We start from the raw sequence: 22175 nt of genomic DNA on the forward strand, positions 1-22175 counted from the left end.
CCGCCAGATCGTCGCGGACGATCTTAGCGGAGCAGGTCGGCCGGGTTCTTCGGGGCGCCGCCGCGCGTCAGGCCCAGTGCAGCAGCAGCGACAGGCAACTGCGCAGCTCGTTGCTGAGCAGACCCCGGGTGCCGGCCATGTGGCGCAGGGCGGAGAGCGTTACCCAGGCGCCGGCGCTGGTCAGATTCTGAGCGGCCTCCGTCGGGATTTCGACGATCTGGTAGCGCGCCACGGAATCCTTGAAGCGCCCGCCCTCGTCCGACTGGCGCACCGACAGGTGCGTGATGGCCTTGGCATGGTCGATGGCGGCGACCAGCGCTTGCGCGTTGGCGTGGCCCAGCCCGGTCAGCAGCGAGGGCCCGAACTGCGCGCGCTCCACGAAGCCGGGTTCCACGCGCGGCGGCACGAGAAAGTGCAACACGCCGCCGCGCCGGGCACAGGCGAGCACGGCGCGGCCTTCGGTGCGGTTGGTCAGCAGGGGCTGGCACCAGTCCTGCACCTCGCGGTCGGCGCTGTGCACGCGAAAGGCCCTGACCACGGGATCGATCCCCGAACGCTCGCATTCGATGGCCCATGCGCCGCAGCGCCAGCCAGGCAGCGCGTCCAGTGGAACCGGCTCGATGCGCAGCGCGGCAGCCGCGCGCGTTTCTTCCAGACGAGTCAGCGCATTGGCCAGACCCGAGGCAGGCAAGGGTGCCTGGTTGGATGCCAGCAGCCGCGCGCCAAAATCCTCCTGCGAGGGCCAACGGCCGAACGGCGTGGACGCCCCGGGCGGGCACAGCAGCGACCAGTCGGTGCAGCACAGCACTGAACGCGCGTCGGTGTTGAAGATGAAGTCCTCGGCCAGGGCCTGGCGTACCGCGCAGGCATCGAACCAGCGCCATGCGCCGGTCGGCGCCTCGAAGCCGGCCTCGACCTCGACCACCGCGTTGCGGTTGTATTTGCCGAGAAAGCGGTCGCCCTGTTCGGACTGTTCGACGTCGGTGACTTGCCGCACGACGCCATCGCCGCCGGTGAACAACCCGATCATTGCCGTCGGTAGCCCGCCGTGCACTTGCAAGTAGTTGCTGCGCGTGGCCTGCACCGAAGGGCCTATTTGCGTGCCGTGCACGTTGCCGGGCTCCGTCTTGGCTTGCAGCAGCCACTGCCAGCCCGATGCGGCGCGCCGCGCGACGAAGCCGAGGACGCCGATCTCGGGCTGGTCGATCATCGGCAGCGCCAGCCCGTTCAGGTGCGGCGGGCCGCCGTGGCACTGGGTGCCCACTACGGAGAAGAACCTGCCCGTCGCGTGCCGCAGCGCGCCATCGGCGAAGCGCCAGGACCCGCATTCGGCCAGCGGCACCTGCTGCACCAGGAACTCGCTGCGCGCACGGCGCTCGTCGAGCCAGGGTGCGATGGCGGTCGCGTCAGTCATTGCTGCCCCAGCCTTGGTCGGCGACGGCGTGCGCGACGTGGCTCATCACGTCGGCCAGGGGTGGCGGTTCGAGCGCGGCTTCGCCCGTGCGGTTTTGCAGGGCCGCGCGCCAACGCCAGCCGCGCGGCAGGTTCATTTCGGCGCACAGCCAAGTGTAGGCGTCCAGCCCGGTGTGCTGGAAATAGTGGGCTGCCTGCGGCGTCATCAGCAACTGGGCCAGTCGATGCACCTGGGGGTGCTTGGCCGGGGCCACGTTCAGGCCCATCCGGTGGCCCACCGCCTGCGGCTGCTGGGCCAGTTGCCGCAGGTGGCGGGTAAAACCGTCCAGCGCGGCGGGGTCGTGCATCAGCGCTAGCGCGGCCTGTTGCGGATGGGCCGGGGTGTCGTAGCGGCGGGTGGGCGCCGAGGCCGACCATTGGTTCTCGAACTTCAGGCAGGTGACGTCGACGCCTTCGGTCACGCGCGCGCCGCCGTGCCAGGCGCGCAGGGCCCAGTCCTGGATGGCGGGGCGAAACAGGTCGGCCGAGCGGCGCCAGGGGCCGACCTTGCGCGCCAGCACGCGCGAGAAGACCCAGGCGCTGGCCGGCTCGACGTAATGGAAGCCCGAGTTGAACACCCGCGCCAGATCGCGCCCCAGGGGAGAAATGGTCTCGAAGATCAGCGGCTCGCCGGGGCTGGCGGGAGCCGTCCACAGCCAGGCCGAGCGGCCGATGAAGAAGTCGGAATTCGTTTCGGACAACTGCCGGCACGCCGTGGTCAGATGCGTGGGCAGCCATAGGTCGTCATGGTTCAGCAGGGCGATCAGGTCCGTGCCGGCGCAGGCCATGCCGGCGGCGTTGAGGGGCGCCTGATCGCCGCAGCGCCAGGGCAGGTTGACGTAGCGGATGCGCTCGTCCGCCAGGAACGGCGCCAGCGCGGCGGCGGTTTCCTCGCCGCAACTGTCACCGATGATCAGCAGCCGCCAATCGGGCATGGTCTGGTGCAACACCGAACGGACGGCGCAAGCCAGCGTATCGGGGCGGCCGTAGGTGGACAGCACGGTGGTTACTGCCGCGGTCATGGGATGCTCCTGATCAAATAGCTGGATGCGCTGCGCTGGAAAGCGCTGAAAGGTGATTTGATCAGCAATGTTTTACTCTATTCCATATCGTCCACTTGCCCACCCAGGAAGCCGCCGCTCTGGCGCGCCCACAGCGCGGCGTAGAGGCCGCCGCGCGCCAGCAGCTCGGCGTGCGTGCCTTCCTCGGCGATGCGGCCGGCGTCCAGCACCACCAGCCGGTCGAGCGCGGCGATGGTGGACAGGCGGTGCGCGATGGCGATCACGGTCTTGCCCTTCATCAGCTCGTACAGGCTCTCCTGGATGGCGGCCTCCACTTCGCTGTCGAGCGCGCTGGTGGCCTCGTCCAGAAGCAGGATGGGCGCGTCCTTCAGCATCACGCGGGCGATGGCCACGCGCTGGCGCTGCCCGCCCGAGAGCTTCACGCCGCGCTCGCCCACGTGGGCCTCGTAGCCGGTGCGGCCCTGCAGGTCGGTGAGGTGCTGGATGAAGTCGTGCGCCTGCGCGCGCTGCGCCGCCGCCAGCATCTCCGCGTCGCTGGCGTCGGGCCGGCCGTAGAGGATGTTGTCGCGCATCGCGCGGTGCAGCAGCGAGGTGTCCTGCGTCACCATGCCGATGGCCTGGCGCAGGCTGTCCTGCGTGACGTGGGCGATGTCCTGGCCGTCGATCAGCACGCGCCCCTGCTGGATGTCGTGAAAGCGCAGCAGCAGGTTCACCAGCGTCGACTTGCCGGCGCCGGAGCGGCCGATCAGGCCGATCTTCTCGCCGGGGCGGATGGTCAGGCTCAGGTGGTCGATGACGGGCTGCGCGTCGTTGCGGTAGCGGAAGGTGACGTCGTCGAAGCGCACCTCGCCGCGCGTCACCGCCAGCGGCTGCGCGCCCGCCTTGTCCACCACCGCGCGCGGGCGCGACAAGGTGTTGATGCCGTCCTGGATGGTGCCCACGCTCTCGAACAGGCTGGTCATCTCCCACATCACCCAGTGGCTCATGCCCGACAGGCGCAGCGCCATCGCCGTCACCGCGGCCACGGCGCCGGTGCCCACCTGGCCGTGCGACCACAGCCACAGCGCGCTGCCGCAGGCGCCCAGGATCAGCAGCACGATCAGCGCGTGGTTGACGACCTCGAACAGGCTCACCAGCCGCATCTGCGCGTAGCCGGTCCGCCGGAAGTCCTCCATCGCCGCGCGCGCGAACTGCGCCTCGCGCCGGGTGTGGGAGAACAGCTTGACGGTGGCGATGTTGGTGTAGGCGTCGGTGATGCGCCCGGTCATCACGCTGCGCGCGTCGGCCTGCGCGCGGCTGACGCGGCCCAGCCGGGGCACGAAGTACCAGCAGGCCAGCAGGTAGGCCAGCGCCCACAGCAGGAAGGGCAGCACCAGCCAGGCGTCGAACCCCGCCGCCAGCGCCAGGATGGCGACCATGTACACGCCCATGCCGACCACCACGTCGGTGGTGGTGAAGATCATGTCGCGCACCGCCAGCGCGGTCTGCATCACCTTGGTGGTGATGCGGCCGGCGAACTCGTCGGCGTAGAAGGCCATGCTCTGGCCCAGCATCAGGCGGTGGAAGTTCCAGCGCAGGCGCAGCGGGAAGTTGATGGCCAGCGTCTGGTGCTTGACGATGGTTTGCAGCGCCACCAGCGCGATCGAGGCCACCAGCGCCCCCGCCAGCAGCGCCAGCACGCCGCCGCGCTCGGCCCACAGCCGGGCGGGCGGCACGCTGCCCAGCCAGTCCACCACGTAGCCGAGCAGGGCGAACAGCAGCGCGTCGAACGCCGAGGTGCCGGCCGACAGCAGCGCCATCAGCGCCACGTAGCCGCGCAGGCCGGTGGTGGCGCTCCAGACGAAGGCGAAGAAGCCCCTGGGCGCCAGCCCAGGCTCGGGTTCTGGGTAGGGGGCGAGCAGCCTCTCGAAGTAGCCGAGCAAGTCGGTCCCCGGGGCGTCAGCGTTCGATCACCACCTGGCCGGCGGCGACGAAGCGGTCGAAGTCCGCCACCGGGATCGAAGCGTTCATGGGCTGGCCGCCTTCGTCCCAGCTGAGCACCACGCTCTGCGGCGCGCGCTCCAATTCCACCTTGTAGTCGGGGTGGATCTGAATCATCGGGCCGTCGCCGGCGCGGAACTCCAGCCTGGCGATGACGCGCACCAGCGCCTTGTCACCGGGCTGCAGGCCAGCGGCGCCGGCAACGGGGCCGGGCCTGGCGGGGCTGTCGTTCATGGCATTTCCTCGTGCGTGTTCGAAGCGTCGGGACGATTCTGCACACGCGCCGCGCGCCGCCATGTAGGACAAGGAGAAGACTTCCCGCGCGCCGCTCAGCGGCCCGGCAGGTAGACCGAGTCGCCCTTGAAGATCAGGTTCGGGTCCAGCAGGTGCGGGTTGGCCGCCAGCAGTTGGTCGAAGTCCTGGCCGTGCTTGGCGGCCAGGTTCCACAGGTTGTCGTCGTGCTTGACGATGATCTTGTCCTGGTCCTTCTTCTCCAGCGAAGGATTGACGCGGCCGGTGGCGTCGTTGTCGCCGTAGCGCTTGTCGTACGCCTTGAGGTTGTCGCCGCGCACCCAGCCCTCGACCATCTTGTCCTCCTGGTCGCGGCCATTGACCTTGATCCAGGTGTAGCCGTCCTTGTCCACCTTGGTCTCGCCGGTGCCGTCCAGGAAGGAGCCGGACTGCACGATGGCGACCTTGTTGTCGGCGTCGGTGGTGGGCGAGGAGCGCACGTTCACGCCGTGGAAGGGCTGAACCTGCCAGTGGGTGGGATCGGGCTTGGGCTCGACGGGCTCGGGCTCGACGGGTTTCGTCGGTTCTGTGGGATCGGCGGGCGGCGTGGGATCGGGCGGCACCACCGGGTCGGCGGTGTCGTAGTCGTCCACGCCGGAGAGGCGGCTCAGGCTGCCTTCGGCCGCGATGTAGCCCGTGGCGCCGGCGCGCAGGGTCTGCGTGGTGTTGTGGCCGTCGCGCTTGACGACGTCCATGCGGGTGTCGATGAAATCGCCCTGGCGCAGGCCGGAGGAGATGTTGCCGACGAAGCCGCCCAGCCCAGGGACTTGCGACATGCTGGCGGCCATGCCGAGTCCCGTGAAGCCGGAAACCTCGTATTTCTTGTAGTCCCGGTTCATGTCCAGGCGCTGCTGCCCGCCCGGCGCCTGATGGTAGGTGCCGCCCAGGGGGTTGAATGTGCCCAGCGCCAGCCCCGCGGCCTCGGCCGCCGTCGGCGTCATGACCGAGGATTCCACCGTGGCGGGTTTGGTGAAGTCAGGCGGTGTTTTCGCCAGGGTGCCCAGGTCCACCGTCGTGCCCGGCGGGATGCCCTGCGAATACGAGATCGATGTGTTGGCCAGCGCCAGCTCATAGTTCGCGTCGTTGCGAAACTGGCCTTGAACCTTGGTTTCGCCGGCAGACTTGCCGGCCGCAACAACGTCGCGCTGCTTGACGGTGACCAGGCTCGCTGAACTGAAGCTGTCCGTGATCCGGCCGGCGGACACGTCGGTGGGGTATTCCACGCGCCGGGTATAGGCATCGATCTGCTGGAAGCCGGGGACGACCGCCTGTCCGAAGCGCAAGTCAAGGCCGCTCACGTTCAGCTTCGTCTTCTTGCCGCCGGGCAGGGTGAGTTCGCCATTGCCGGAGACGGAGTAGGCGAGACGGCCTTCGATCGCCCCGCGGTCGCCGCCGAGGACGGAAACCTCCTGCGCCACGACGTGGTCGCCCAGGAACTTCATGTCCTCGTCCGACACGCCGGCGGCGCGCCGCAGCCCGGGGTTGACTTCGCCATACTCGCTCATGGGGTTGGCGAGGTTGTTCGCGCTGCCTTCGTACGCCGCGGACGCCGCGGTGGCCGACACGGACAGGGGCAATACCGGGTTGGCCCTGCCCGCGGCGAGGGTGGCCTGGACGCCGTCGTCCACCATGTCCGCGGCGGCCAGTTTTTCAAGCGCTTCGGCGGCGCGCTGGGCTTCTTCCTTGCTGTTGAAGCGCATCTCCACGGTGTTGGAACTGCCGAGGAACTGGTCGCCCCGAATGAAGGCTTGCGGTACCGGAATGCCGTTGAGCTTGCCTTGGGCGAAAGGGGTAGTGGCCTGTTTCTCGAGTGCTTCGGGAAGTCCCGCCGTCACCTCGCCGCCAAGCCCGGCCTGGCCCATCTTGGTGTAGCGCACGGTGTAGGTGCTGTCGGCGGCGTTGCTGTCGCGGGTCACGTCGATGGAATGCGTGCCTTGCGCCTTGGCGACCGCATCGGCGCCGAGGCCGAGTTTCTTCCGCACGTCCGCGGCTACCTTGAACCCCCCGGGGATCAGCAAACCGACGTTGACATCGACTTCCCCGTCGAGCTGGACGCGCGAGCGCGCGGTGTCGCCCTTGCTGTCCAGCCGGTCGATCTTGTCCTTCCAGTTGCCCTGCGCCGTGGCGTTGACGACAGGCTCGACCACTGGTTTGGCGGCTTGTTCGATCTGCTCGTTGGTCTGCCGGTAGACCGGATTCGAATCCGGGCGCCAGCCGTTGTTGGGGTCGCGGTGGGGCGTGATGGGTCCGGGCATGGGGTGGAGCGTCGTGTTGGGAAGACAGGCGCCATTGCAGCATCGACCGCCCCGGCGGGTAAGTGGGAGCGTTCCGTACGTAACGTTCCTAGGTGGGGCGCCGGATCGCTATCGATAGTGGAGCTGCCAGCGCTTGACTGGCGGGCGCTGGAGGCCAAAAAGACTCTGAAAACCGAAGCGGCGCCCGGCTTACCCGCCCGCCCGCCGAGCGGGGCCGAAGCGCCGGCTCAGGTGCGGCGAGCCCGCCAGCCCGAAGCGCCAGGGCAGTTCCACCGCCTTGCTGATGCCGATGCGCGGCCCGCTCAGCACCTCGGCCGGCGGCGCGCCGGCGAGCGCGGCCATCAGGGCGAAGGGCGGCGCGTTCAGCGGCAGGCCGTCGTGCGCCAGCGTGATGCCCAGCGCCTGGCCCACGCGGCCGGGGCCGGCGCACAGCAGGCGGTCGTCGGCGTGGTCCGCGGGCAGGCCGCGCCGCTGGCGCATGCGCGCCAGGCCCTGCGTGGGGCGCAGCGCGCGGATCAGCACGCCGGCGCCGTGGCCGGCCTCGCGGCAGACGACGTTCAGGCACCAGTGGATGCCGTAGCTGCGGTACACGTAGGCGTGGCCGGGCGGGCCGAACATGGCGCGGTTGCGCGGCGTCTCGCCCCGGTGCGTGTGCGATGCGGCATCGCTGGCGTCGTAGGCCTCGGTCTCGACGATGACGCCGCCCACGCCGTCCACCAGCAGCGTGGCGCCGATCAGCGCGCGCGCCACCTGGGGCGCGTCGCGGGCGAAGTCGTCGGGGGTCAGCGGCCGGGTCATGGTGGCCGCGAGTCTATGCCGGCGCGCCGTATAGTCCCCGGCTGCCCGATATCTTCAGGAGATGAGTCCATGTTCAAGGCCCTGCTGCTCACCAAGACCGAAGGCGCCGCGCCGCACTGCGCCGTGACCGAACTCGACGAAGCCCAACTGCCCGCCGGCGACGTGCTGGTGCAGGTCAGCCATTCCACGCTGAACTACAAGGACGGGCTGGCCATCACCGGCAAGGCGCCGGTGGTGCGCAGCTTCCCGATGGTGCCGGGCATCGACTTCGCCGGCACGGTGCTGGAATCCGCCGACGCGCGCTACCGCGTCGGCGACGCGGTGCTGCTCGACGGCTGGGGCGTGGGCGAGTCACACTGGGGCGGGCTGGCGCAGAAGGCGCGCGTCAAGGCCGACTGGCTGGTGCCGCTGCCCGCCGGCATGACGGCCAGCCAGGCCATGGCCATCGGCACCGCCGGCTACACCGCCATGCTGTGCGTGATGGCCTTGCAGCAGCACGGCATCACGCCCGAGCAGGGGCCGGTGCTGGTCACCGGCGCCAACGGCGGCGTGGGCACCATCGCCATCGCGCTGCTGGCGCGGCTGGGCTTCACGGTGCATGCGTCCACCGGGCGCCTGCACGAGGCCGAGCACCTGAAGGCGCTGGGCGCGTCCGAGCTGATCGACCGCGCCACGCTGAACGCGCCGGCCAAGCCGCTGCAAAAGGAGCGCTGGGCCGCCGCCGTGGACAGCGTGGGCAGCCACACGCTGGCCAACGTGTGCGCCAGCATCCGGTACGGCGGCGCGGTGGCCGCCTGCGGGCTGGCGCAGGGCCTGGACCTGCCCGCCAGCGTGGCGCCGTTCATCCTGCGCGGCGTCGCCCTGCTGGGCGTGGACAGCGTGATGGCGCCCTACGCCCGCCGCGCCAAGGCCTGGGAGCGCCTGGCGCGCGAGCTGCCGCCCGACGTGCTGGCCCGCAACACCGAGACCATCGCGCTGGCGGAGGCCCCCGCCGTGGCCGCGCGCCTGTTGCAGGGGCAGGTGCGCGGGCGCGTGGTGGTGGACGTGAACGCCTAAGGTGTCCTCGATCAAGACGATGACTGCTTCCCGTCATCCCCGCCTGCGCGGGGATGACGGAGGCGTCTATATCCGAGACGAGAACGCTCGATATTCATGAGAAAAAATGGCTCCAGCGCCCGCCCATAAAGCGCCGACAGCTATAAAAACAAGAGTGGATGACGAAAAAAAGGCCCCGGCATGCCGGGGCCTCGTCGCGCGCGGTGGCGTGCCGCGGTGCCGATCAGAAGCTCAGTTCCTTGTCCACGTCCTGCGTCTTGCGGCGGGCCATGGCCAGGTTGCTGCGCTGCTTGTCGAGCACGAAGTAGAGGAACACGCCGTCCTTGCGGGCCGAGGGGCGGATGATGTGGTACTGCTTGCCCAGGGTGATGAGGATGTCCTCGATCACGTCGTTGAGGCCCAGCGAGCGCATGGTCTTGAGCTTGGCGCGCACCACCTCGGTGTTGCCGGCGGAGGCCACTTCGAGGTCCACGCCGGAGCCGGCGGAGCCCAGCATCATGCCGGAGGCGGAATCGACCACGGCGGCGCACATCGCGCCGTCCAGGGTCATCAGTTCGTCGAGAGTCTGCTTGATGGTAGCCATGAGAGATCCTTTCTTGGGTTGCTAACGGGAATCGGGTATTCGTTGCGTGAGCGGTTTCAGGCCCGGGCAGGTCACGCAAGCAAAGCCTGCCCGGGAATGGGGGAGTCAGAATCTGATCGACGAGCCGGGCCAGCTCCTTTGTCTTGTGCTGCCAGGCCGTCCAGTCCACCTCGGACTTGTGCCGCGTGAGCGTCACCAGCAGCATGCCGGCGCCGCAGGGCAGCAGGGTGATGCGGCCGTGCGCGTGGATCATGGCCGAGGCGCGCAGCTCGCCCAGGTCCTTGAACTGGTCGGCCAGCCGGGTGTAGAGCCGCCAGTAGTCGCTGGCCGCCTCGGCGAAGGTCTGCACGCCCTCGATGTGGCCGGCGTGGTGCCAGACCATGCCGCCTTCCACTTCGACCAGGGCACAGCCTTCCAGGCCGGGGGTGGCCGCCATGGCTTCGAGCGCGTCGCGCAGGCGTTGCTGCTTCATGCGTCCGCCAGCGTCTTGGCGAACTGTGCCGTGCGGTAGTTCACCTGGCCCAGGATGGCGCTGCCGTCCGCGATGGCGTTGATCGTCAGCTCGGCGTCCGTGCGGTGCACGCTGTACACCACGGCGAAGCCGGATTCGGTGTCGATGGTCACGCACTTGTTGCGGCCCAGGCTGGCCTCCTGCGACACCACCGAGCTGATGGCCGATATCGAGCTGGCCATGGCGGCCACGCGGGCGGCGTCGCCGGCGCGCATGGCCGAGGCCACGTCGAAGCCGTCCACCGTGGCCACGACCACGGCGGTCACGCCGTCGATCTCGGCCAGCATGGCCTGCGCTTCGCGTTGCGCCAGCACCTTGACGGTGGCGGGCAGATTGAGTTTCACGGTCATGGGGTAATCACTCCTCGGAGAAGCCGGCTTCCAGTTGGGCCAGCAGGGTATCGATCAGCAGGATGACGTCGTCGCGCCGGCGCACGTCGACGTCCAGCACCGGCAGCACCAGGTCGAGCCGCGCGAGTTCGTCGATGTAGTCGTCCAGGCTGGGGGACGGGTGCGCCGCCAGGCGCCCGATGCCGATGACCGCCGGCATCCGGGCCAGGTCGTCGGCGAAGCCTTCCAGGTACACGCGCAGATCCGCCAGCGGGTCGGGGCGCGAGTTGTCCGCCAGGATGACCATGCCCAGCGCGTTCTTCGACAGGATCTTCCAGAGGAAGTCGAAGCGCGACTGCCCGGGCGTGCCGAACAGGCGGATGCGGTCGCCGTTGTCCAGCGTGAACTGGCCGAAGTCCAGGCCCACGGTGGTGCGTTCCTTGGTGTGCGACTGGTCGTTGTTGACCACGTCGGTCACGATCGGCGGGGTCTCGCTGACCGCGCCGATGGCCGAGGTCTTGCCGGCGCCCATGGTGCCGGTGAACAGGATCTTGTACTCGTTCATGCTGTGGAGTTGCCGACACCGAGCCGGCGGCGAATGCTGGCGATGAGTCCGCGCCCGAACGAGGGCTTGGATGCGGCGGGTTCAGGCGCGGCCGGCGCGGGCGGCGGCGCGAGCGCGTCGGTGCGCGCGTCCACCAGCCCGGTGGACTGGAGTACGTGGAGGAAGGCATGCGACTCCTCCGGCGGGCGGTCGCTCATGCGCGCCAGTTCGGCGGCGCCGAGCGCGCGGCGCGACAGCAGCGTGGCCATGCGGATGCGGCCCGGATCGCCGCGCAGGAGCACCTGCGGCGGCCAGCGGCGCAGCTTGAATCGCACCGTGCTGGCCGCGTACTCGGCGGCGGGGTGTTCGGCGGCAGGGTGCTCGCGTTCGTGGACCGCATCCAAGGCGGGATCGGCCGGGCGGGTGTCGAGCAGATCGTGCTCGACCGCCTTCAGCCAGTCCCACAGGCGGTCAGCGCGGATCGGCCGCTGGAGCGTGCCGGGGGTCTCGGGCGTGTCGGAGCGCGTGATGCGCAGGACCGCCCGGTCCGGGTTTATTCCGTCAGGTAATAAACGGGGGGGGGGGGAGTATTGGTGACGGCGTCGCTCGCGCCGTTCATCAGCAGCGCATCGTAGGGCGGAGCGCTGGCGAGGCGCCAGCGGAAGTTCTCACGGTACGCAAACAGCCGGAACAGCGTCTGCACGAGCACCACCTCCGCTGCCGGCAGCTCGTGGGTACCCAATTTCAGCATCGACATGATTACGTGCGTTTTCCTGAAGGTGGCGTCGGCAGCGGCATGTGGGGCTGCCGCCGATCAAGTACCGGCCGCCGGAGCGTGCCGGCAGCCTCGGGCGTGTCGAAGCGCGTGATGCGCGGGACGGCCCGGCTTTGACTTATTCCGTCAGGTAATAAACGGGGGGGGGGGGGGGGAGTATTGGTGACGGCGTCGCTCGCCAGGCACCAGCGGAAGTCCCCGCGGTGCGCGAACAGCCGGAACAGCGTCTGCGCGAGCACCACCTCCGCTGCAGGCAGCTCGTGGGCACTCAATTTCAGCATCGACATGATTACGTGCGTTTTTCTGAAGGTGGCGTCGGCAGTAGCATGTGAGGCTGTCGCCGATCAAGTAGGTGGGCAGTATATTTTTGAAGTCGCGCGTGAAACCGGGGCGGGCCGTCGTCAGCGGCATATGTTCCCCAAAATTTCACGGAAATGTACTTGGATTTGGTGTGATTACGATGCGCATCATATGTGCATCAGATGCGTCCCTTCTTTCTGTTGTCTGGATTCCGATGTTCGTCCACCTTCGCCTGCACACCGAGTTCTCCGTCGTCGACGGCACCACGCGCGTCGATGACGTGTTGCGCGCCGCCGCCGCCGACGGCCAGCCCGCATTGGCCATCACCGACCTGGGCAACCTGTTCGGCGGCATCAAGTTCTATTCGGCGGCGCGCGGCCGGGGCGTGAAGCCCATCCTCGGCGCCGAGATCCTGCTGGCCGGCCTGGGCGCCGACGCCGACCAGGTCAGCCGCGTGCTGCTGCTGGCCCAGGGCAAGCAGGGCTACCTGAATCTGTCCGATCTGCTGGCGCGCGCCTGGACGCGGGGCGTGGTCAAGGCGCAGGCCGTGGTGCGCTGGGCTTGGCTGCGCGAGCTGTCCGATGGGCTGATCCTGCTGTCGGGCGCGCAGGCCGGGCCGGTGGGGCAAGCGCTGCTGCAAGGGAACACCGCGCTGGCCAGCGACCTGGCGCTGCAACTGGCCGACGCCTTCCCGCACCGCTTCTACCTGGAGCTGCAACGCGCCGGCCGCCCCGACGACGAGGCCCACGTGGCCGCCGCCGCGCAGCTGGCCGCGCGTCTGAAGCTGCCGGTGGTGGCCACGCACCCGGTGCAGTTCGCCACCGTGGACGACTACGAGGCGCACGAGGCGCGCGTGTGCATCGCCGAAGGTGAAATCCTGGGCAACCCGCGCCGCGTGCGCCGCTTCACGCCCGAGCAGTACTTCAAGTCCACGGCCGAGATGCAGGCGCTGTTCGCCGACCTGCCCTCGGCACTGGCCAACGCGGTGGAGATCGCGCGCCGCTGCAGCCTGACGCTGGTGCTGGGCAAGCCGCAGCTGCCCGACTTCCCGGTGCCCGAGGGGCACACCATCGAGACCTATTTCCGCCAGGCGTCCACCGACGGCCTGGAGGAGCGCCTGGCGCACCTGTACCCCGACCTGACCAAGCGCGACGCCGAACGCCCGCGCTACCTGGCGCGGCTGGCGTTCGAGATCGACACCATCCTGAAGATGGGCTTCCCGGGCTACTTCCTGATCGTGGGCGACTTCATCAACTGGGCCAAGGCCAACGGCTGCCCGGTGGGGCCGGGGCGCGGCTCGGGCGCCGGCTCGCTGGTGGCCTACGCGCTGAAGATCACCGACCTCGACCCGCTGGCCTACAACCTGCTGTTCGAGCGCTTCCTCAACCCCGAGCGCGTGTCGATGCCCGACTTCGACATCGACTTCTGCCAGGCCAACCGCGACCGCGTGATCGACTACGTGAAGGCCAAGTACGGCAAGGACGCGGTGAGCCAGATCGCCACCTTCGGCACCATGGCCGCGCGCGCGGCCATCCGCGACGTGGGGCGCGTGCTGGACATGAGCTACACCTTCTGCGACGGCATCAGCAAGCTCATCCCCAACAAGCCCGGCCAGCACATCACCATCGACGGCGCGCTCAAGGTCGAGCCCCTGCTGGCCGAGCGCCTGGCCAAGGAGGACGAGGTCAAGACCCTGCTGGCGCTGGCGCAGAAGCTGGAGGGCCTGACGCGCAACGTCGGCATGCACGCCGGCGGCGTGCTGATCGCGCCCGGCAAGCTGACCGACTTCTGCCCGCTCTACCAGCAGCCCGGCAGCGACTCGGCCGTCAGCCAGTACGACAAGGACGACGTGGAGGCCGCGGGCCTGGTGAAGTTCGACTTCCTGGGCCTGGCCACGCTCACCATCCTGGAGATCGCCAAGGGCCTGATCCACCGCCGCCACCCGGGGCAGGAGCACTTCGCCTACGAGGACATCGCGCTCGATGACGCCAAGACCTACAAGCTGTTCCAGGACGGCCGCACCGAGGCCGTGTTCCAGTTTGAAAGCCGCGGCATGCAGGGCATGCTGCGCGACGCGCGGCCCACGCGGCTGGAGGACCTGATCGCCCTCAACGCCCTGTACCGCCCCGGCCCGATGGACCTGATCCCCAGCTTCGTCGCCCGCAAGCACGGGCGCGAGCCGGTGGAGTACCCGCACCCGCTGGTGGCCGAGATGCTGAGTGAGACCTACGGCATCATGGTCTACCAGGAGCAGGTGATGCAGACCGCGCAGATCCTGGGCGGCTACAGCCTGGGCGGCGCCGACCTGCTGCGCCGCGCCATGGGCAAGAAGAAGGCCGAGGAGATGGCCCAGCACCGCGCCATCTTCCGCGAGGGCGCGGCCAAGAACGGCATCGCCGAAGGCAAGGCCGACGAGATCTTCGATTTGATGGAGAAGTTCGCCGGCTACGGCTTCAACAAGTCGCACGCCGCCGCCTACTCGCTGCTGGCCTACCACACGGCCTGGCTCAAGGTGCACTACACGGCCGAGTTCTACTGCGCCAACATGACGGTGGAAATGGACAACACCGACAAGCTGAAGGTGCTGTACGAGGACGCGCTGCGCGAGGGCATGCGGTTCGAGCCGCCCGACGTCAACCGCGGCACCTACCGCTTCGAGCCGGTCGGCGACACCCTGATCCGCTACGGCCTGGGCGCCATCAAGGGCACGGGCCAGCAGGCCATCGAGGCCATCGTCGCCGCGCGCGAGGGCAGGGGCGAAGGCCCCGCCGGCGGCGAGAGCGGCCCCTTCGCCAGCCTGTTCGACTTCTGCCGCCGCATCGACCGCACGCGTGTCAACAAGCGCACCGTGGAGGCGCTGATCCGCGCCGGCGCGTTCGACGCCTTGCAGCTGAACCGCGCGGCGCTGGCCGCCGCGCTCGACCTGGCGTTCGACTTCGCCGCCGCCGCCGAGGCCAACGCCAACCAGGGCGGCCTGTTCGACCTGATGGACGACGGCCATGGCTCCAGCACGCAGGAGCCCGAGCTGCCGCAGGTCACGCCCTGGGGTGTGAAGGAGCGGCTGTCGCTGGAGAAGACGGCCATCGGCTTCTACCTCTCGGGCCACCTGTTCGACGAGGTCGAGCGCGAGGTGCGCCAGTTCGCGCGCCGCTCCATCTCCGACCTGTCCGACAGCCGCGAGCCGCAGCTGCTGGCCGGCATCGTGGGCGACTTCCGCGTGATCAACGGCCAGCGCGGGCGGCTGGCGCTGTTCCGGCTGGACGACAAGTCCGGCGTGATCGACGCGCGCGCCGAGGAGTCGCTCGTCAACCAGCACCGCAACCTGCTGAAGGACGACGAGTTCGTCGTCGTCATGGGCCGCGTGATGGCCGACCGCTTCTCCGGCGGCCTGCAATTGAACGTGACCCAGGTGTGGGACCTGCCCTCGGCGCGCTGCCGCTTCGGCAAGTTCCTGCGCGTGGCGGCGGGCGGCAAGGCGCCCGACGTGCGCCGCCTGCTGGCCGAGTACCCGCCGCAGGCCGAGATGACCGAGCACGGCGAGCTGCTGCGCGGGCTGCCGGTGCGCCTGCTGGTGGAGCGGCGCGGCGAGCGCGGCGGCGTGATGGCGCAGGTGCAGCTCGGCGAACAGGCCCGCTTCTTCCCCAGTGACGCCGCGCTGGCCAGCTGGATGGCCCAGGCCGACGAGGGGCGGGCGGCGGTGGTGTACGAGTAGTTTTTAAGCCAAATAAGCCTCCAGCGCTTGCTGGACAAGCGCTGGCAGCTATGAAAACAGTAGTCTTGACGGCCGGGCTTCATACGGATTTGCATTCGATCGACAACCGTTCGGGCTGAGCTTGTCGAAGCCCTGCGCGGCGCTTCGACAAGCTCAGCGTGAACGGATTTGGATTCTTGAACGCAGTTGGGCTTCAGTCCCGCATGCGGAACGTGATCAGCATCGGGTTCCAGTAGCGCCCCTTGTCGGAAGGCAGCTTCTCGGTGCGGTCCAGCGCGCGCAGCACCGCGTCGTCCCAGGCCTTGACGCCGCTGGACTTGGTGACGCGGCGGCTGATGATGGCGCCGGTGGGGCCGGTGCGTACCTCCACCTCGGCCACCGGGTTGCCCGGCGCGTCGTCGGTGAAGACGATGTTGGGGCGCACCGCCGCGCGGATCAGCCCGGCGTAGTTGCCCGAGGGGCCGGCGTCGCGCTCGTCGCTGCCGGCGGATTTGCCACCCTTGCCTTCGCTGTCGGCCGTGCCGGCCAGCGCCGACATGCGGCGCAGGGCTTCCATGCGGCGGGCGGTCTCGGCCTTTTTCTCGGCGGCGGCCTCGGCTTTCTTCTCGGCTTCGGCCTTGGCGAGCAGTTCCTTGCGCTTGGCGTCCTCGGCGGCCTTCTTTTTCTCGGCCAGCTCTTTTTTCTCGCGCTCCTTCTCGGCCAGTTCGCGGCGCTCCTGCTCCTGGCGGCGCTTGTCTTCGGCGGCTTTCTTTTCGGCGGCCTTCTTCTCGGCCAGTTCTTTTTTCTGGGCGAGTTCCTTCTTCTCGCGTGCTTCCTCGGCCAGCCGGCGCTGCTCTTCCTCGCGCTTCTTCTTCTGCGCCAGGGCGATCTCGGCGTCGCGGTTCTCGGCGGCGGCAGGCTTGGGCGGCGGGGGCGGCGGCTTGACCGCCGGGGCGGGCGCCGGCGCGGGGCGGGGTGGCGGTGGGGGCGGCGCCTGCACCTGCTCCACCGGGCGCGGCGCGGGGCGCGGGGCGGCCTGCTGGGGCGTGGGCGACCACAACTCGGCCTCGACGGCCAGGTCCTGCGGCTCGTTCTTCCAGCGCAGGCCCCAGGTCAGCGCCAGGATCAGCAGCAGGTGCGCGCCCAGCGCCAGCCCCAGCGCGCGGCCGAAGCCGTGCTGCGTGGGCGGGTTGAATTCGGCGCGCTCGGCGGCGGTGGCGTTCATTTCACGGCGAGGCCCACGCGCTTCACGCCGGCTTTTTTCAGCGCGCCCATCATGCTGATGACCTGGTGGTAGCGCAGCTCGCTGTCGGCGGCAATCATCACAGGCAACTCGGGGTTGGCGGCCAGCGCTTCGCTGATGGCGGCCACGGCCTGCTTCTCGTCCAGGCCCTCGCGCTTGATCTCGCCGCCCAGCGAGAGCTTGCCTTCGGCATTGATCTGAACGTCCACGCGCTTGTCGGGCGGCTTGTCGTGGCTGTCGGCGTTGGGCACGTTGATGACGCCTGGCGCGATGAGCGGCGCCGTCACCATGAAGATGATCAGCAGCACCAGCATCACGTCGATGAAGGGCACCATGTTGATCTCGCTGACGGCGCGGCGGCGGCCGCGGGAGGCGACGGCGGGCATGTCAGCGCCCGCCCGGCCGCCCGAAGGGCGCTGAGCGCCCCATCGGGGGGCGGCGAACCACGAAGTGGTGAGCGTGGGGGGATGTCATGTCAATAACCTGTGGGTGTGGCGCTCTGCGACGTGGGGTGGTGCACGCCCAGGTTGCGTTGCAGGATGTTGGAGAACTCCTCGATGAAGGTCTCCAGCTTGATGGCGAGGCGGTCGATGTCGCGCGCGAAGCGGTTGTAGGCCACCACCGCCGGGATGGCGGCGAACAGGCCCAGCGCCGTCGCCGCCAGCGCCTCGGCGATGCCGGGCGCCACGGTGGCCAGCGTCACCTGCTGCAAACTGGCCAGGCCGGTGAAGGCGTGCATGATGCCCCACACGGTGCCGAACAGGCCGATGTACGGGCTGACCGAGCCCACCGAAGCGAGGAACGACAGGTTGACCTCCGCCGCGTCCAGCTCGCGCTGGTAGCTGGCGCGCATGGCGCGGCGGGCGCCGTCGAGCAGGGTGCCGGGGTCCTGGATGCGGCGCTCGCGCAGCTTCTGGTATTCGCGCATGCCGCTGGCGAAGATGCGCTCCATCGGGCCGCCGTATTTCGCGTTCTGCGCCGCGCTGGCGTACAGGTCGTTCAGGCTGGTGCCGGACCAGAAGTCGCGCTCGAAGTCCTCGTTGTGGGCCTTGATGCCCTTGAGCGCGCGCAGCTTGCGGAAGATGGCCGCCCAACTGGTGACGGAGCCGATCAGCAGCAGCAGCATGACCAGCTGCACGATGAAGCTGGCGTGCAGCACCAGCTGGACGATGGAGAGATCCTGGTTCATGAATTCAGCTTTTCAATCAAGGCCGGCGGAATGCGCGCCGGTTTCATGGACGCCGCATCGACCCAGCCGATGCGGATGGCGCCTTCGCACAGCAGGTCGCCCGGGCCGGCCAGCCGCGCCTGCTGCGCGATGGTCAGCGCCGCGCGGCCGCTGTCTTGGAGACGGGCGGTGACGATTAGTTCATCGTCCAGCCGCGCGGGCCGGTGGTACTTGAGGGTGGCGCAGGCCACCACGAACATGCCGCCCGTCTGCTCGCGCAGCGCGCGCTGCTGCACGCCGCGCGCGCGCAGCCACTCGGTGCGCGCGCGCTCGAAGAACTTCAGGTAGTTGGCGTAGAACACGATGCCGCCGGCATCGGTGTCCTCCCAGTAGACGCGGATGGAGAACTCGAAGGCCGCCATCTGCGTTGCGCTTTACGCGAGCACCTCGCGCAGGCGGGCGATGGCGGCCTGGAGCTGGGCCATCGAGTTGGCGGTCGAGAAGCGGATGTGGCGCGCCGTGTCGGCGTGGCCGAAGTCGCGCCCCGGCGTCACCGCCAAGTGCGCGCGCTTCATCAGCTCGAAAGCGAATTCCCAACTGCCGGCTGTCTGCATGCCGCTATTGTATTCGGAGCGCGCGGCGAACAGCTTGTCACATGCGGCGGTGCAGTCGGCCCAGGCGTAGAAGGCGCCGTCGGGCGTCACCGGCACGTTCAGCCCCAGCGCGTTCAGCTGCGGCACGAACCAGTCGCGCCGGGCCTTGAACTCGGCGCGGCGGCGCTCGTATTCAGCCAGGCTCTCGGGCTCGAAGCAGGCCAGCGCGGCGTGCTGCGACACCGTGGCGGGGCAGATGAACAGGTGCTGCGCGATCTGCTCGACCACGCTGACCAGCGCCTCGGGCACCACCAGCCAGCCCAGGCGCCAGCCCGTCATGTTGAAGTACTTGCTGAAGCTGTTGATGCTGACGATGTCGTCGGCGAGGCCCAGCGCGCTGTGGCCGTAGGTGTCTTCGTAGCTGAGGCCGAGGTAGATCTCGTCGATCAGCGTGATGCCGCCGCGCTCGGCCACCACACGGTGGATGCGCGCCAGCTCGTCGGGGTGGATCGAGGTGCCGGTGGGGTTGGAGGGCGAAGCCAGCAGCACGCCGCGCGTGTGCGCGCCCCAGGCTTCGGCCACCTTGTCGGCGCTCAGCTGGAAGCGCTCGGCCGCGCCGGACGGCACCAGCACCGCGCGCCCCTCGGCGATGCTGACGAACTGCCGGTTGCAGGGGTAGCTGGGGTCGGGCATCAGCACTTCGTCGCCGGCCTCGACCAGCGCCAGGCAGGCCAGTTGCAGCGCGGCCGACGCGCCGGCGGTGACGACGATGCGCCGCGCCGGCACGTGCAGCCCGAAGCGATCCGCGTACCAGCCGCTGATGCGCTCGCGCAGCGCGGGCAGCCCGGTGGCCTGGGTGTACTGCGTGCGGCCGTCGCGGATGGCGCGCTCGGCGGCTTCCTGCACGAGGGGCGGCGCGGTGAAGTCGGGCTCGCCGATGTTCAGGTAGATCATCGGCCGGTCGGTGCCGGCGGCCTCGCGCGCGATGGCCTGGGCCGACTTGGCCATCTCCATCACGTAGAAGGGTTCGATGCGCTGGGCGCGCGCGGCGACCCTCATGCTAAGGGCCTGTTAACGCCATGGAAGGGGATCGCGTTGCCTCGCCAAGGGGCTGGATGCAAGGCGCCCGTGCGCGGCAAGGCCCGTGCCTTGCAAGCGCGGGCAACGCCGCAGACGGCCCCTTGGCGAGGCAACCCGGAGGGAAGCTCAGCACAGCCCGCCCCTCGGCGTTGCGCTCCTTGTGCGTACCGGCGTACGCACGGCGTCGCGCGCCTTGATGGGCAGGCTGTGCTGAGCTTCGCGACCCCTTCCATGGCGTTAACAGGCCCTGCCGGAGCGAATGGCGCTGCGGTCCGCCTCGACTTCGTGCGGCCGCAGCCGGGGCGCCAGGCCGTTGAGCACGGCGTTGACGTACTTGTGGCCGTCGGTGCCGCCGAAGTCCTTGGCCAGCTCGATGCACTCGTTCAGCACCACGCGCCAGGGCACGTCGGGGCACTTGAGGAACTCGTAGGCGCCGATCCACATGCAGCCGTGCTCGATGGGCGAGATCTGGCCCAGCTCGCGGTCGAGCAGGGGCACGATCAGCGCGTCCAGGTCGTCCTTGAGTTCGATGCAGCCGTGCAGCAGCGCGTCGTAGTGCGCCGAGTCGGCCTTGGCGAAGCCTTGCAGCTCGCGCGTGAAGGCGTCGATCACGGCGGCGTCGCTGCCGCCGACGAAGTGCTGGTACAGGCCCTGCAAGGCGAACTCGCGCGCGCGCGAGCGGGCCGATTTGGTGGAGGACTTGCGCGTGCCGCCGGGCGGCGCGCTCTTGGCGGCGGGGGTCATGCCAGTTCCTTCTTCAGCAGCGCCATCTCCACCGCCACGCGGGCGGCGTCGCGGCCCTTCTCGGTCTGGCGCGCCACGGCCTGGGCGTGGTTCTCGGTGGTGAGGATGGCGTTGGCGATGGGCAGGCCGCTGTCCAGCGCCACGCGGGTGACGCCGGCGCCCGATTCGTTGGCCACCAGCTCGAAGTGGTAGGTCTCGCCGCGGATGATGCAGCCCAGCGCGACGAGGGCGTCGAAGCGGCCGCTCTGCGCCATCGCCTGCAAGGCCAGCGGCACCTCCAGCGCGCCGGGCACGGTGGCGTGCGTGATGGCGTCGGCCGGCACGCCCAGGGCCGCCAGCTCGCCCAGGCAGGCGGCGGCCAGCGCGCCGGTGATGTCGGCGTTGAAGCGCGCCTGCACCACGCCGATGCGCAGCCGGCGGCCGTCGAGCGGCTTCTCCTGTCCTTTGTCGGCACCAAGCATTTTTATATACTGATAGGGAGTAATAGGTATCCAGCGCTTGACTGGCAAGCGCTGGCGGATATCAATGTGGGGAGTATCCGGTCATTCCTTGGCGATGTAACGCACCACTTCCAGCCCGAAGCCGCCCGCCATGCTGGGCAGGCGGCGCGGCGTGCCCAGCAGCGCCATGCGCTGCACACCCAGGTCGCGCAGGATCTGCGCGCCCACGCCGTAGCTGCGCAGGTCCATGCGGCCGCCCGAACCGTTGCGTTCTGGCGCGTGGGCGGCGCGCGCCGTGCCCTCGAACTGCGCCAGCAGCTGCTCGGCGCTTTCGCCGCAGTTGAGGAACACCGCCGCGCCGCGGCCTTCCTGCCGCAGGCGCTTCAGGCTGGCGTCCACGCTCCAGGAGTGGCCGGCGCGCTCGACCTCCAGCGCGTCCAGCAGCGACAGCGGCTCGTGCACGCGCACCGGCACCACGTCCTGCGGCGCCCAGTCGCCCAGCGTCAGCGCCAGGTGCAGCGCGCCGCTGGGCTTGTCGCGGTAGGCGTGCGCCACGAACTCGCCGTGCGCGGTGCGCAGCGGGCGGGTGGCGACTTTCTCGACCAGCGACTCGGTGCGGCTGCGGTGCTCGATCAGGTCGGCGATGGTGCCGATCCTGATGCCGTGCTGCGCCGCGAACGCCTGCAAGTCGGGCAGGCGGGCCATGGTGCCGTCGTCCTTCATCACCTCGCAGATCACAGCGGCGGGCGAGCAGCCGGCCAGCGCGGCCAGGTCGCAGCCGGCCTCGGTGTGGCCGGCGCGCATCAGCACGCCGCCATCGACGGCTTGCAGCGGAAAGATGTGGCCGGGCTGCACCAGATCCTCGGCGCGCGCGCCGGGCGCCACGGCGGCCTGCACGGTGCGCGCGCGGTCGGCGGCGGAGATGCCGGTGGTCACGCCCTCGGCCGCCTCGATGGAGACGGTGAAGGCGGTGCCCATCTTGGTGCCGTTGCGCGACACCATGGGCGGCAGGCGCAGCCGCTCGCAGCGCTCGCGCGTGAGCGTGAGGCAGATCAGGCCGCGGCCGAAGCGCGCCATGAAGTTGATCGCCTCGGGCGTCACGTGGTCGGCGGCCAGCACCAGGTCGCCTTCGTTCTCGCGGTCTTCCTCGTCCACCAGGATCACCATGCGGCCGGCGCGCAGCTCGGCGACGATGTCCTCCACGGGCGAGACGGGCGCGAGCGCGGGCGGGGCGGAGAGGGTGGAGGCGGTCATGGTGGTGGCAATGAACGGGCGCGCCGCCGGGGCGGTGGGCGGCGCGGTGCGCGCCGGGGGCGGCGG

22 protein-coding genes are annotated in these 22175 nt (G+C 69.6%); 2 read left to right on the forward strand and 20 right to left on the reverse strand.

What is annotated here, in order from left to right:
* Positions 1 to 67 precede the first annotated feature (67 nt).
* The 6 genes from QM772_RS16930 to QM772_RS16955 form a co-directional block, all read right to left on the reverse strand.
* Complete coding sequence (locus tag QM772_RS16930; protein WP_415138523.1) at positions 68 to 1414, reverse strand: NDP-hexose 2,3-dehydratase family protein; 1347 nt, start codon at positions 1412 to 1414, stop codon at positions 68 to 70.
* Positions 1407 to 2474, reverse strand: coding sequence for a glycosyltransferase family 2 protein (locus QM772_RS16935; RefSeq protein ID WP_415138525.1), 1068 nt, complete (start codon positions 2472 to 2474; stop codon positions 1407 to 1409). The genes QM772_RS16930 and QM772_RS16935 overlap by 8 nt, the downstream gene beginning before the upstream one ends.
* Positions 2475 to 2551: 77 nt before the next feature.
* Positions 2552 to 4396: an ABC transporter ATP-binding protein gene (locus QM772_RS16940; protein WP_415138527.1), complete on the reverse strand. Its 1845-nt coding sequence runs from the start codon at positions 4394 to 4396 to the stop codon at positions 2552 to 2554.
* A gap of 16 nt (positions 4397 to 4412) precedes the next feature.
* Entirely contained in the window at positions 4413 to 4688 is a 276-nt protein-coding gene (locus tag QM772_RS16945) for a hypothetical protein (protein ID WP_415138529.1), read from the reverse strand.
* 95 nt (positions 4689 to 4783) lie between these two features.
* Complete coding sequence (locus QM772_RS16950; RefSeq protein ID WP_415138531.1) at positions 4784 to 7000, reverse strand: LysM peptidoglycan-binding domain-containing protein; 2217 nt, start codon at positions 6998 to 7000, stop codon at positions 4784 to 4786.
* A 189-nt stretch (positions 7001 to 7189) separates the two neighbouring features.
* Positions 7190 to 7798, reverse strand: a complete 609-nt coding sequence (locus tag QM772_RS16955) for a DNA-3-methyladenine glycosylase (protein ID WP_415138533.1) — start codon at positions 7796 to 7798, stop codon at positions 7190 to 7192.
* 69 nt (positions 7799 to 7867) lie between these two features.
* Here QM772_RS16955 and QM772_RS16960 point away from each other — a divergent pair, with 69 nt between their 5' ends.
* Positions 7868 to 8854, forward strand: coding sequence for an MDR family oxidoreductase (locus QM772_RS16960; protein ID WP_415138535.1), 987 nt, complete (start codon positions 7868 to 7870; stop codon positions 8852 to 8854).
* A gap of 223 nt (positions 8855 to 9077) precedes the next feature.
* Here the strand turns inward: QM772_RS16960 and QM772_RS16965 are convergent, their stop codons facing one another.
* From QM772_RS16965 to QM772_RS16990, 6 genes are all read right to left on the reverse strand, one after another.
* Positions 9078 to 9437: a hypothetical protein gene (locus QM772_RS16965; protein ID WP_415138537.1), complete on the reverse strand. Its 360-nt coding sequence runs from the start codon at positions 9435 to 9437 to the stop codon at positions 9078 to 9080.
* A 468-nt stretch (positions 9438 to 9905) separates the two neighbouring features.
* Entirely contained in the window at positions 9906 to 10298 is a 393-nt protein-coding gene (locus tag QM772_RS16970) for a roadblock/LC7 domain-containing protein (protein WP_415138539.1), read from the reverse strand.
* Between the two features lie 7 nt (positions 10299 to 10305).
* A complete protein-coding gene (locus QM772_RS16975; protein WP_415138541.1) occupies positions 10306 to 10842 on the reverse strand; it encodes a GTP-binding protein in 537 nt (178 codons plus the stop codon).
* Positions 10839 to 11225 (reverse strand): hypothetical protein, encoded by a 387-nt coding sequence (locus QM772_RS16980; protein WP_415138543.1) that lies wholly within the window; start codon positions 11223 to 11225, stop codon positions 10839 to 10841. Before QM772_RS16980 ends, QM772_RS16975 begins: the two co-directional genes overlap by 4 nt.
* Before the next feature lie 149 nt (positions 11226 to 11374).
* The gene (locus QM772_RS16985; protein WP_415138545.1) at positions 11375 to 11572 is read right to left on the reverse strand and encodes a hypothetical protein; all 198 of its coding nucleotides are present in this window, start codon (positions 11570 to 11572) and stop codon (positions 11375 to 11377) included.
* Positions 11573 to 11580: 8 nt separating this feature from the next.
* Complete coding sequence (locus QM772_RS16990; protein ID WP_415138547.1) at positions 11581 to 11883, reverse strand: hypothetical protein; 303 nt, start codon at positions 11881 to 11883, stop codon at positions 11581 to 11583.
* A gap of 227 nt (positions 11884 to 12110) precedes the next feature.
* Here QM772_RS16990 and dnaE point away from each other — a divergent pair, with 227 nt between their 5' ends.
* Positions 12111 to 15608 (forward strand): DNA polymerase III subunit alpha, encoded by a 3498-nt coding sequence (dnaE, locus tag QM772_RS16995; protein ID WP_415138549.1) that lies wholly within the window; start codon positions 12111 to 12113, stop codon positions 15606 to 15608.
* A gap of 193 nt (positions 15609 to 15801) precedes the next feature.
* Here the strand turns inward: dnaE and tolA are convergent, their stop codons facing one another.
* From tolA to ribBA, 8 genes are all read right to left on the reverse strand, one after another.
* The gene (tolA, locus tag QM772_RS17000) at positions 15802 to 16812 is read right to left on the reverse strand and encodes a cell envelope integrity protein TolA (protein WP_415138551.1); all 1011 of its coding nucleotides are present in this window, start codon (positions 16810 to 16812) and stop codon (positions 15802 to 15804) included.
* A complete protein-coding gene (locus QM772_RS17005) occupies positions 16809 to 17216 on the reverse strand; it encodes an ExbD/TolR family protein (RefSeq protein WP_415138553.1) in 408 nt (135 codons plus the stop codon). The genes tolA and QM772_RS17005 overlap by 4 nt, the downstream gene beginning before the upstream one ends.
* A gap of 89 nt (positions 17217 to 17305) precedes the next feature.
* Positions 17306 to 18019 (reverse strand): protein TolQ, encoded by a 714-nt coding sequence (gene tolQ / locus QM772_RS17010; protein WP_415138555.1) that lies wholly within the window; start codon positions 18017 to 18019, stop codon positions 17306 to 17308.
* The gene (gene ybgC / locus QM772_RS17015; RefSeq protein WP_415138557.1) at positions 18016 to 18420 is read right to left on the reverse strand and encodes a tol-pal system-associated acyl-CoA thioesterase; all 405 of its coding nucleotides are present in this window, start codon (positions 18418 to 18420) and stop codon (positions 18016 to 18018) included. The genes tolQ and ybgC overlap by 4 nt, the downstream gene beginning before the upstream one ends.
* Positions 18421 to 18432: 12 nt before the next feature.
* Positions 18433 to 19650, reverse strand: a complete 1218-nt coding sequence (locus QM772_RS17020; RefSeq protein WP_415138559.1) for a pyridoxal phosphate-dependent aminotransferase — start codon at positions 19648 to 19650, stop codon at positions 18433 to 18435.
* 258 nt (positions 19651 to 19908) lie between these two features.
* Positions 19909 to 20415 carry a transcription antitermination factor NusB gene (nusB, locus tag QM772_RS17025; RefSeq protein WP_415138561.1) on the reverse strand — a complete coding sequence of 169 codons (507 nt, stop codon included), beginning with the start codon at positions 20413 to 20415 and terminating at the stop codon, positions 19909 to 19911.
* Positions 20412 to 20876 (reverse strand): 6,7-dimethyl-8-ribityllumazine synthase, encoded by a 465-nt coding sequence (gene ribH, locus QM772_RS17030; protein ID WP_415138563.1) that lies wholly within the window; start codon positions 20874 to 20876, stop codon positions 20412 to 20414. Before ribH ends, nusB begins: the two co-directional genes overlap by 4 nt.
* A gap of 81 nt (positions 20877 to 20957) precedes the next feature.
* Entirely contained in the window at positions 20958 to 22109 is a 1152-nt protein-coding gene (ribBA, locus tag QM772_RS17035; RefSeq protein WP_415138565.1) for a bifunctional 3,4-dihydroxy-2-butanone-4-phosphate synthase/GTP cyclohydrolase II, read from the reverse strand.
* Positions 22110 to 22175 lie beyond the last annotated feature (66 nt).

The sequence above is a fragment of the Ottowia sp. genome, assembly GCF_047601385.1.
Lineage (GTDB): Bacteria > Pseudomonadota > Gammaproteobacteria > Burkholderiales > Burkholderiaceae_C > Ottowia.

Bases quoted from the DNA above. Each gene is read 5' to 3' on its own strand.
- QM772_RS16930 (WP_415138523.1), bottom strand. From the start codon at position 1,414: ATGACTGACGCGACCGCCATCGCACCCTGGCTCGACGAGCGCCGTGCG.
- QM772_RS16935 (WP_415138525.1), bottom strand. From the start codon at position 2,474: ATGACCGCGGCAGTAACCACCGTGCTGTCCACCTACGGCCGCCCCGAT.
- QM772_RS16945 (WP_415138529.1), bottom strand. From the start codon at position 4,688: ATGAACGACAGCCCCGCCAGGCCCGGCCCCGTTGCCGGCGCCGCTGGC.
- QM772_RS16950 (WP_415138531.1), bottom strand. From the start codon at position 7,000: ATGCCCGGACCCATCACGCCCCACCGCGACCCCAACAACGGCTGGCGC.
- QM772_RS16955 (WP_415138533.1), bottom strand. From the start codon at position 7,798: ATGACCCGGCCGCTGACCCCCGACGACTTCGCCCGCGACGCGCCCCAG.
- QM772_RS16960 (WP_415138535.1), top strand. From the start codon at position 7,868: ATGTTCAAGGCCCTGCTGCTCACCAAGACCGAAGGCGCCGCGCCGCAC.
- QM772_RS16965 (WP_415138537.1), bottom strand. From the start codon at position 9,437: ATGGCTACCATCAAGCAGACTCTCGACGAACTGATGACCCTGGACGGC.
- QM772_RS16970 (WP_415138539.1), bottom strand. From the start codon at position 10,298: ATGACCGTGAAACTCAATCTGCCCGCCACCGTCAAGGTGCTGGCGCAA.
- QM772_RS16975 (WP_415138541.1), bottom strand. From the start codon at position 10,842: ATGAACGAGTACAAGATCCTGTTCACCGGCACCATGGGCGCCGGCAAG.
- QM772_RS16985 (WP_415138545.1), bottom strand. From the start codon at position 11,572: ATGCTGAAATTGGGTACCCACGAGCTGCCGGCAGCGGAGGTGGTGCTC.
- QM772_RS16990 (WP_415138547.1), bottom strand. From the start codon at position 11,883: ATGTCGATGCTGAAATTGAGTGCCCACGAGCTGCCTGCAGCGGAGGTG.
- dnaE (WP_415138549.1), top strand. From the start codon at position 12,111: ATGTTCGTCCACCTTCGCCTGCACACCGAGTTCTCCGTCGTCGACGGC.
- tolA (WP_415138551.1), bottom strand. From the start codon at position 16,812: ATGAACGCCACCGCCGCCGAGCGCGCCGAATTCAACCCGCCCACGCAG.
- QM772_RS17005 (WP_415138553.1), bottom strand. From the start codon at position 17,216: ATGCCCGCCGTCGCCTCCCGCGGCCGCCGCCGCGCCGTCAGCGAGATC.
- tolQ (WP_415138555.1), bottom strand. From the start codon at position 18,019: ATGAACCAGGATCTCTCCATCGTCCAGCTGGTGCTGCACGCCAGCTTC.
- ybgC (WP_415138557.1), bottom strand. From the start codon at position 18,420: ATGGCGGCCTTCGAGTTCTCCATCCGCGTCTACTGGGAGGACACCGAT.
- QM772_RS17020 (WP_415138559.1), bottom strand. From the start codon at position 19,650: ATGAGGGTCGCCGCGCGCGCCCAGCGCATCGAACCCTTCTACGTGATG.
- nusB (WP_415138561.1), bottom strand. From the start codon at position 20,415: ATGACCCCCGCCGCCAAGAGCGCGCCGCCCGGCGGCACGCGCAAGTCC.
- ribH (WP_415138563.1), bottom strand. From the start codon at position 20,876: ATGCTTGGTGCCGACAAAGGACAGGAGAAGCCGCTCGACGGCCGCCGG.
- ribBA (WP_415138565.1), bottom strand. From the start codon at position 22,109: ATGACCGCCTCCACCCTCTCCGCCCCGCCCGCGCTCGCGCCCGTCTCG.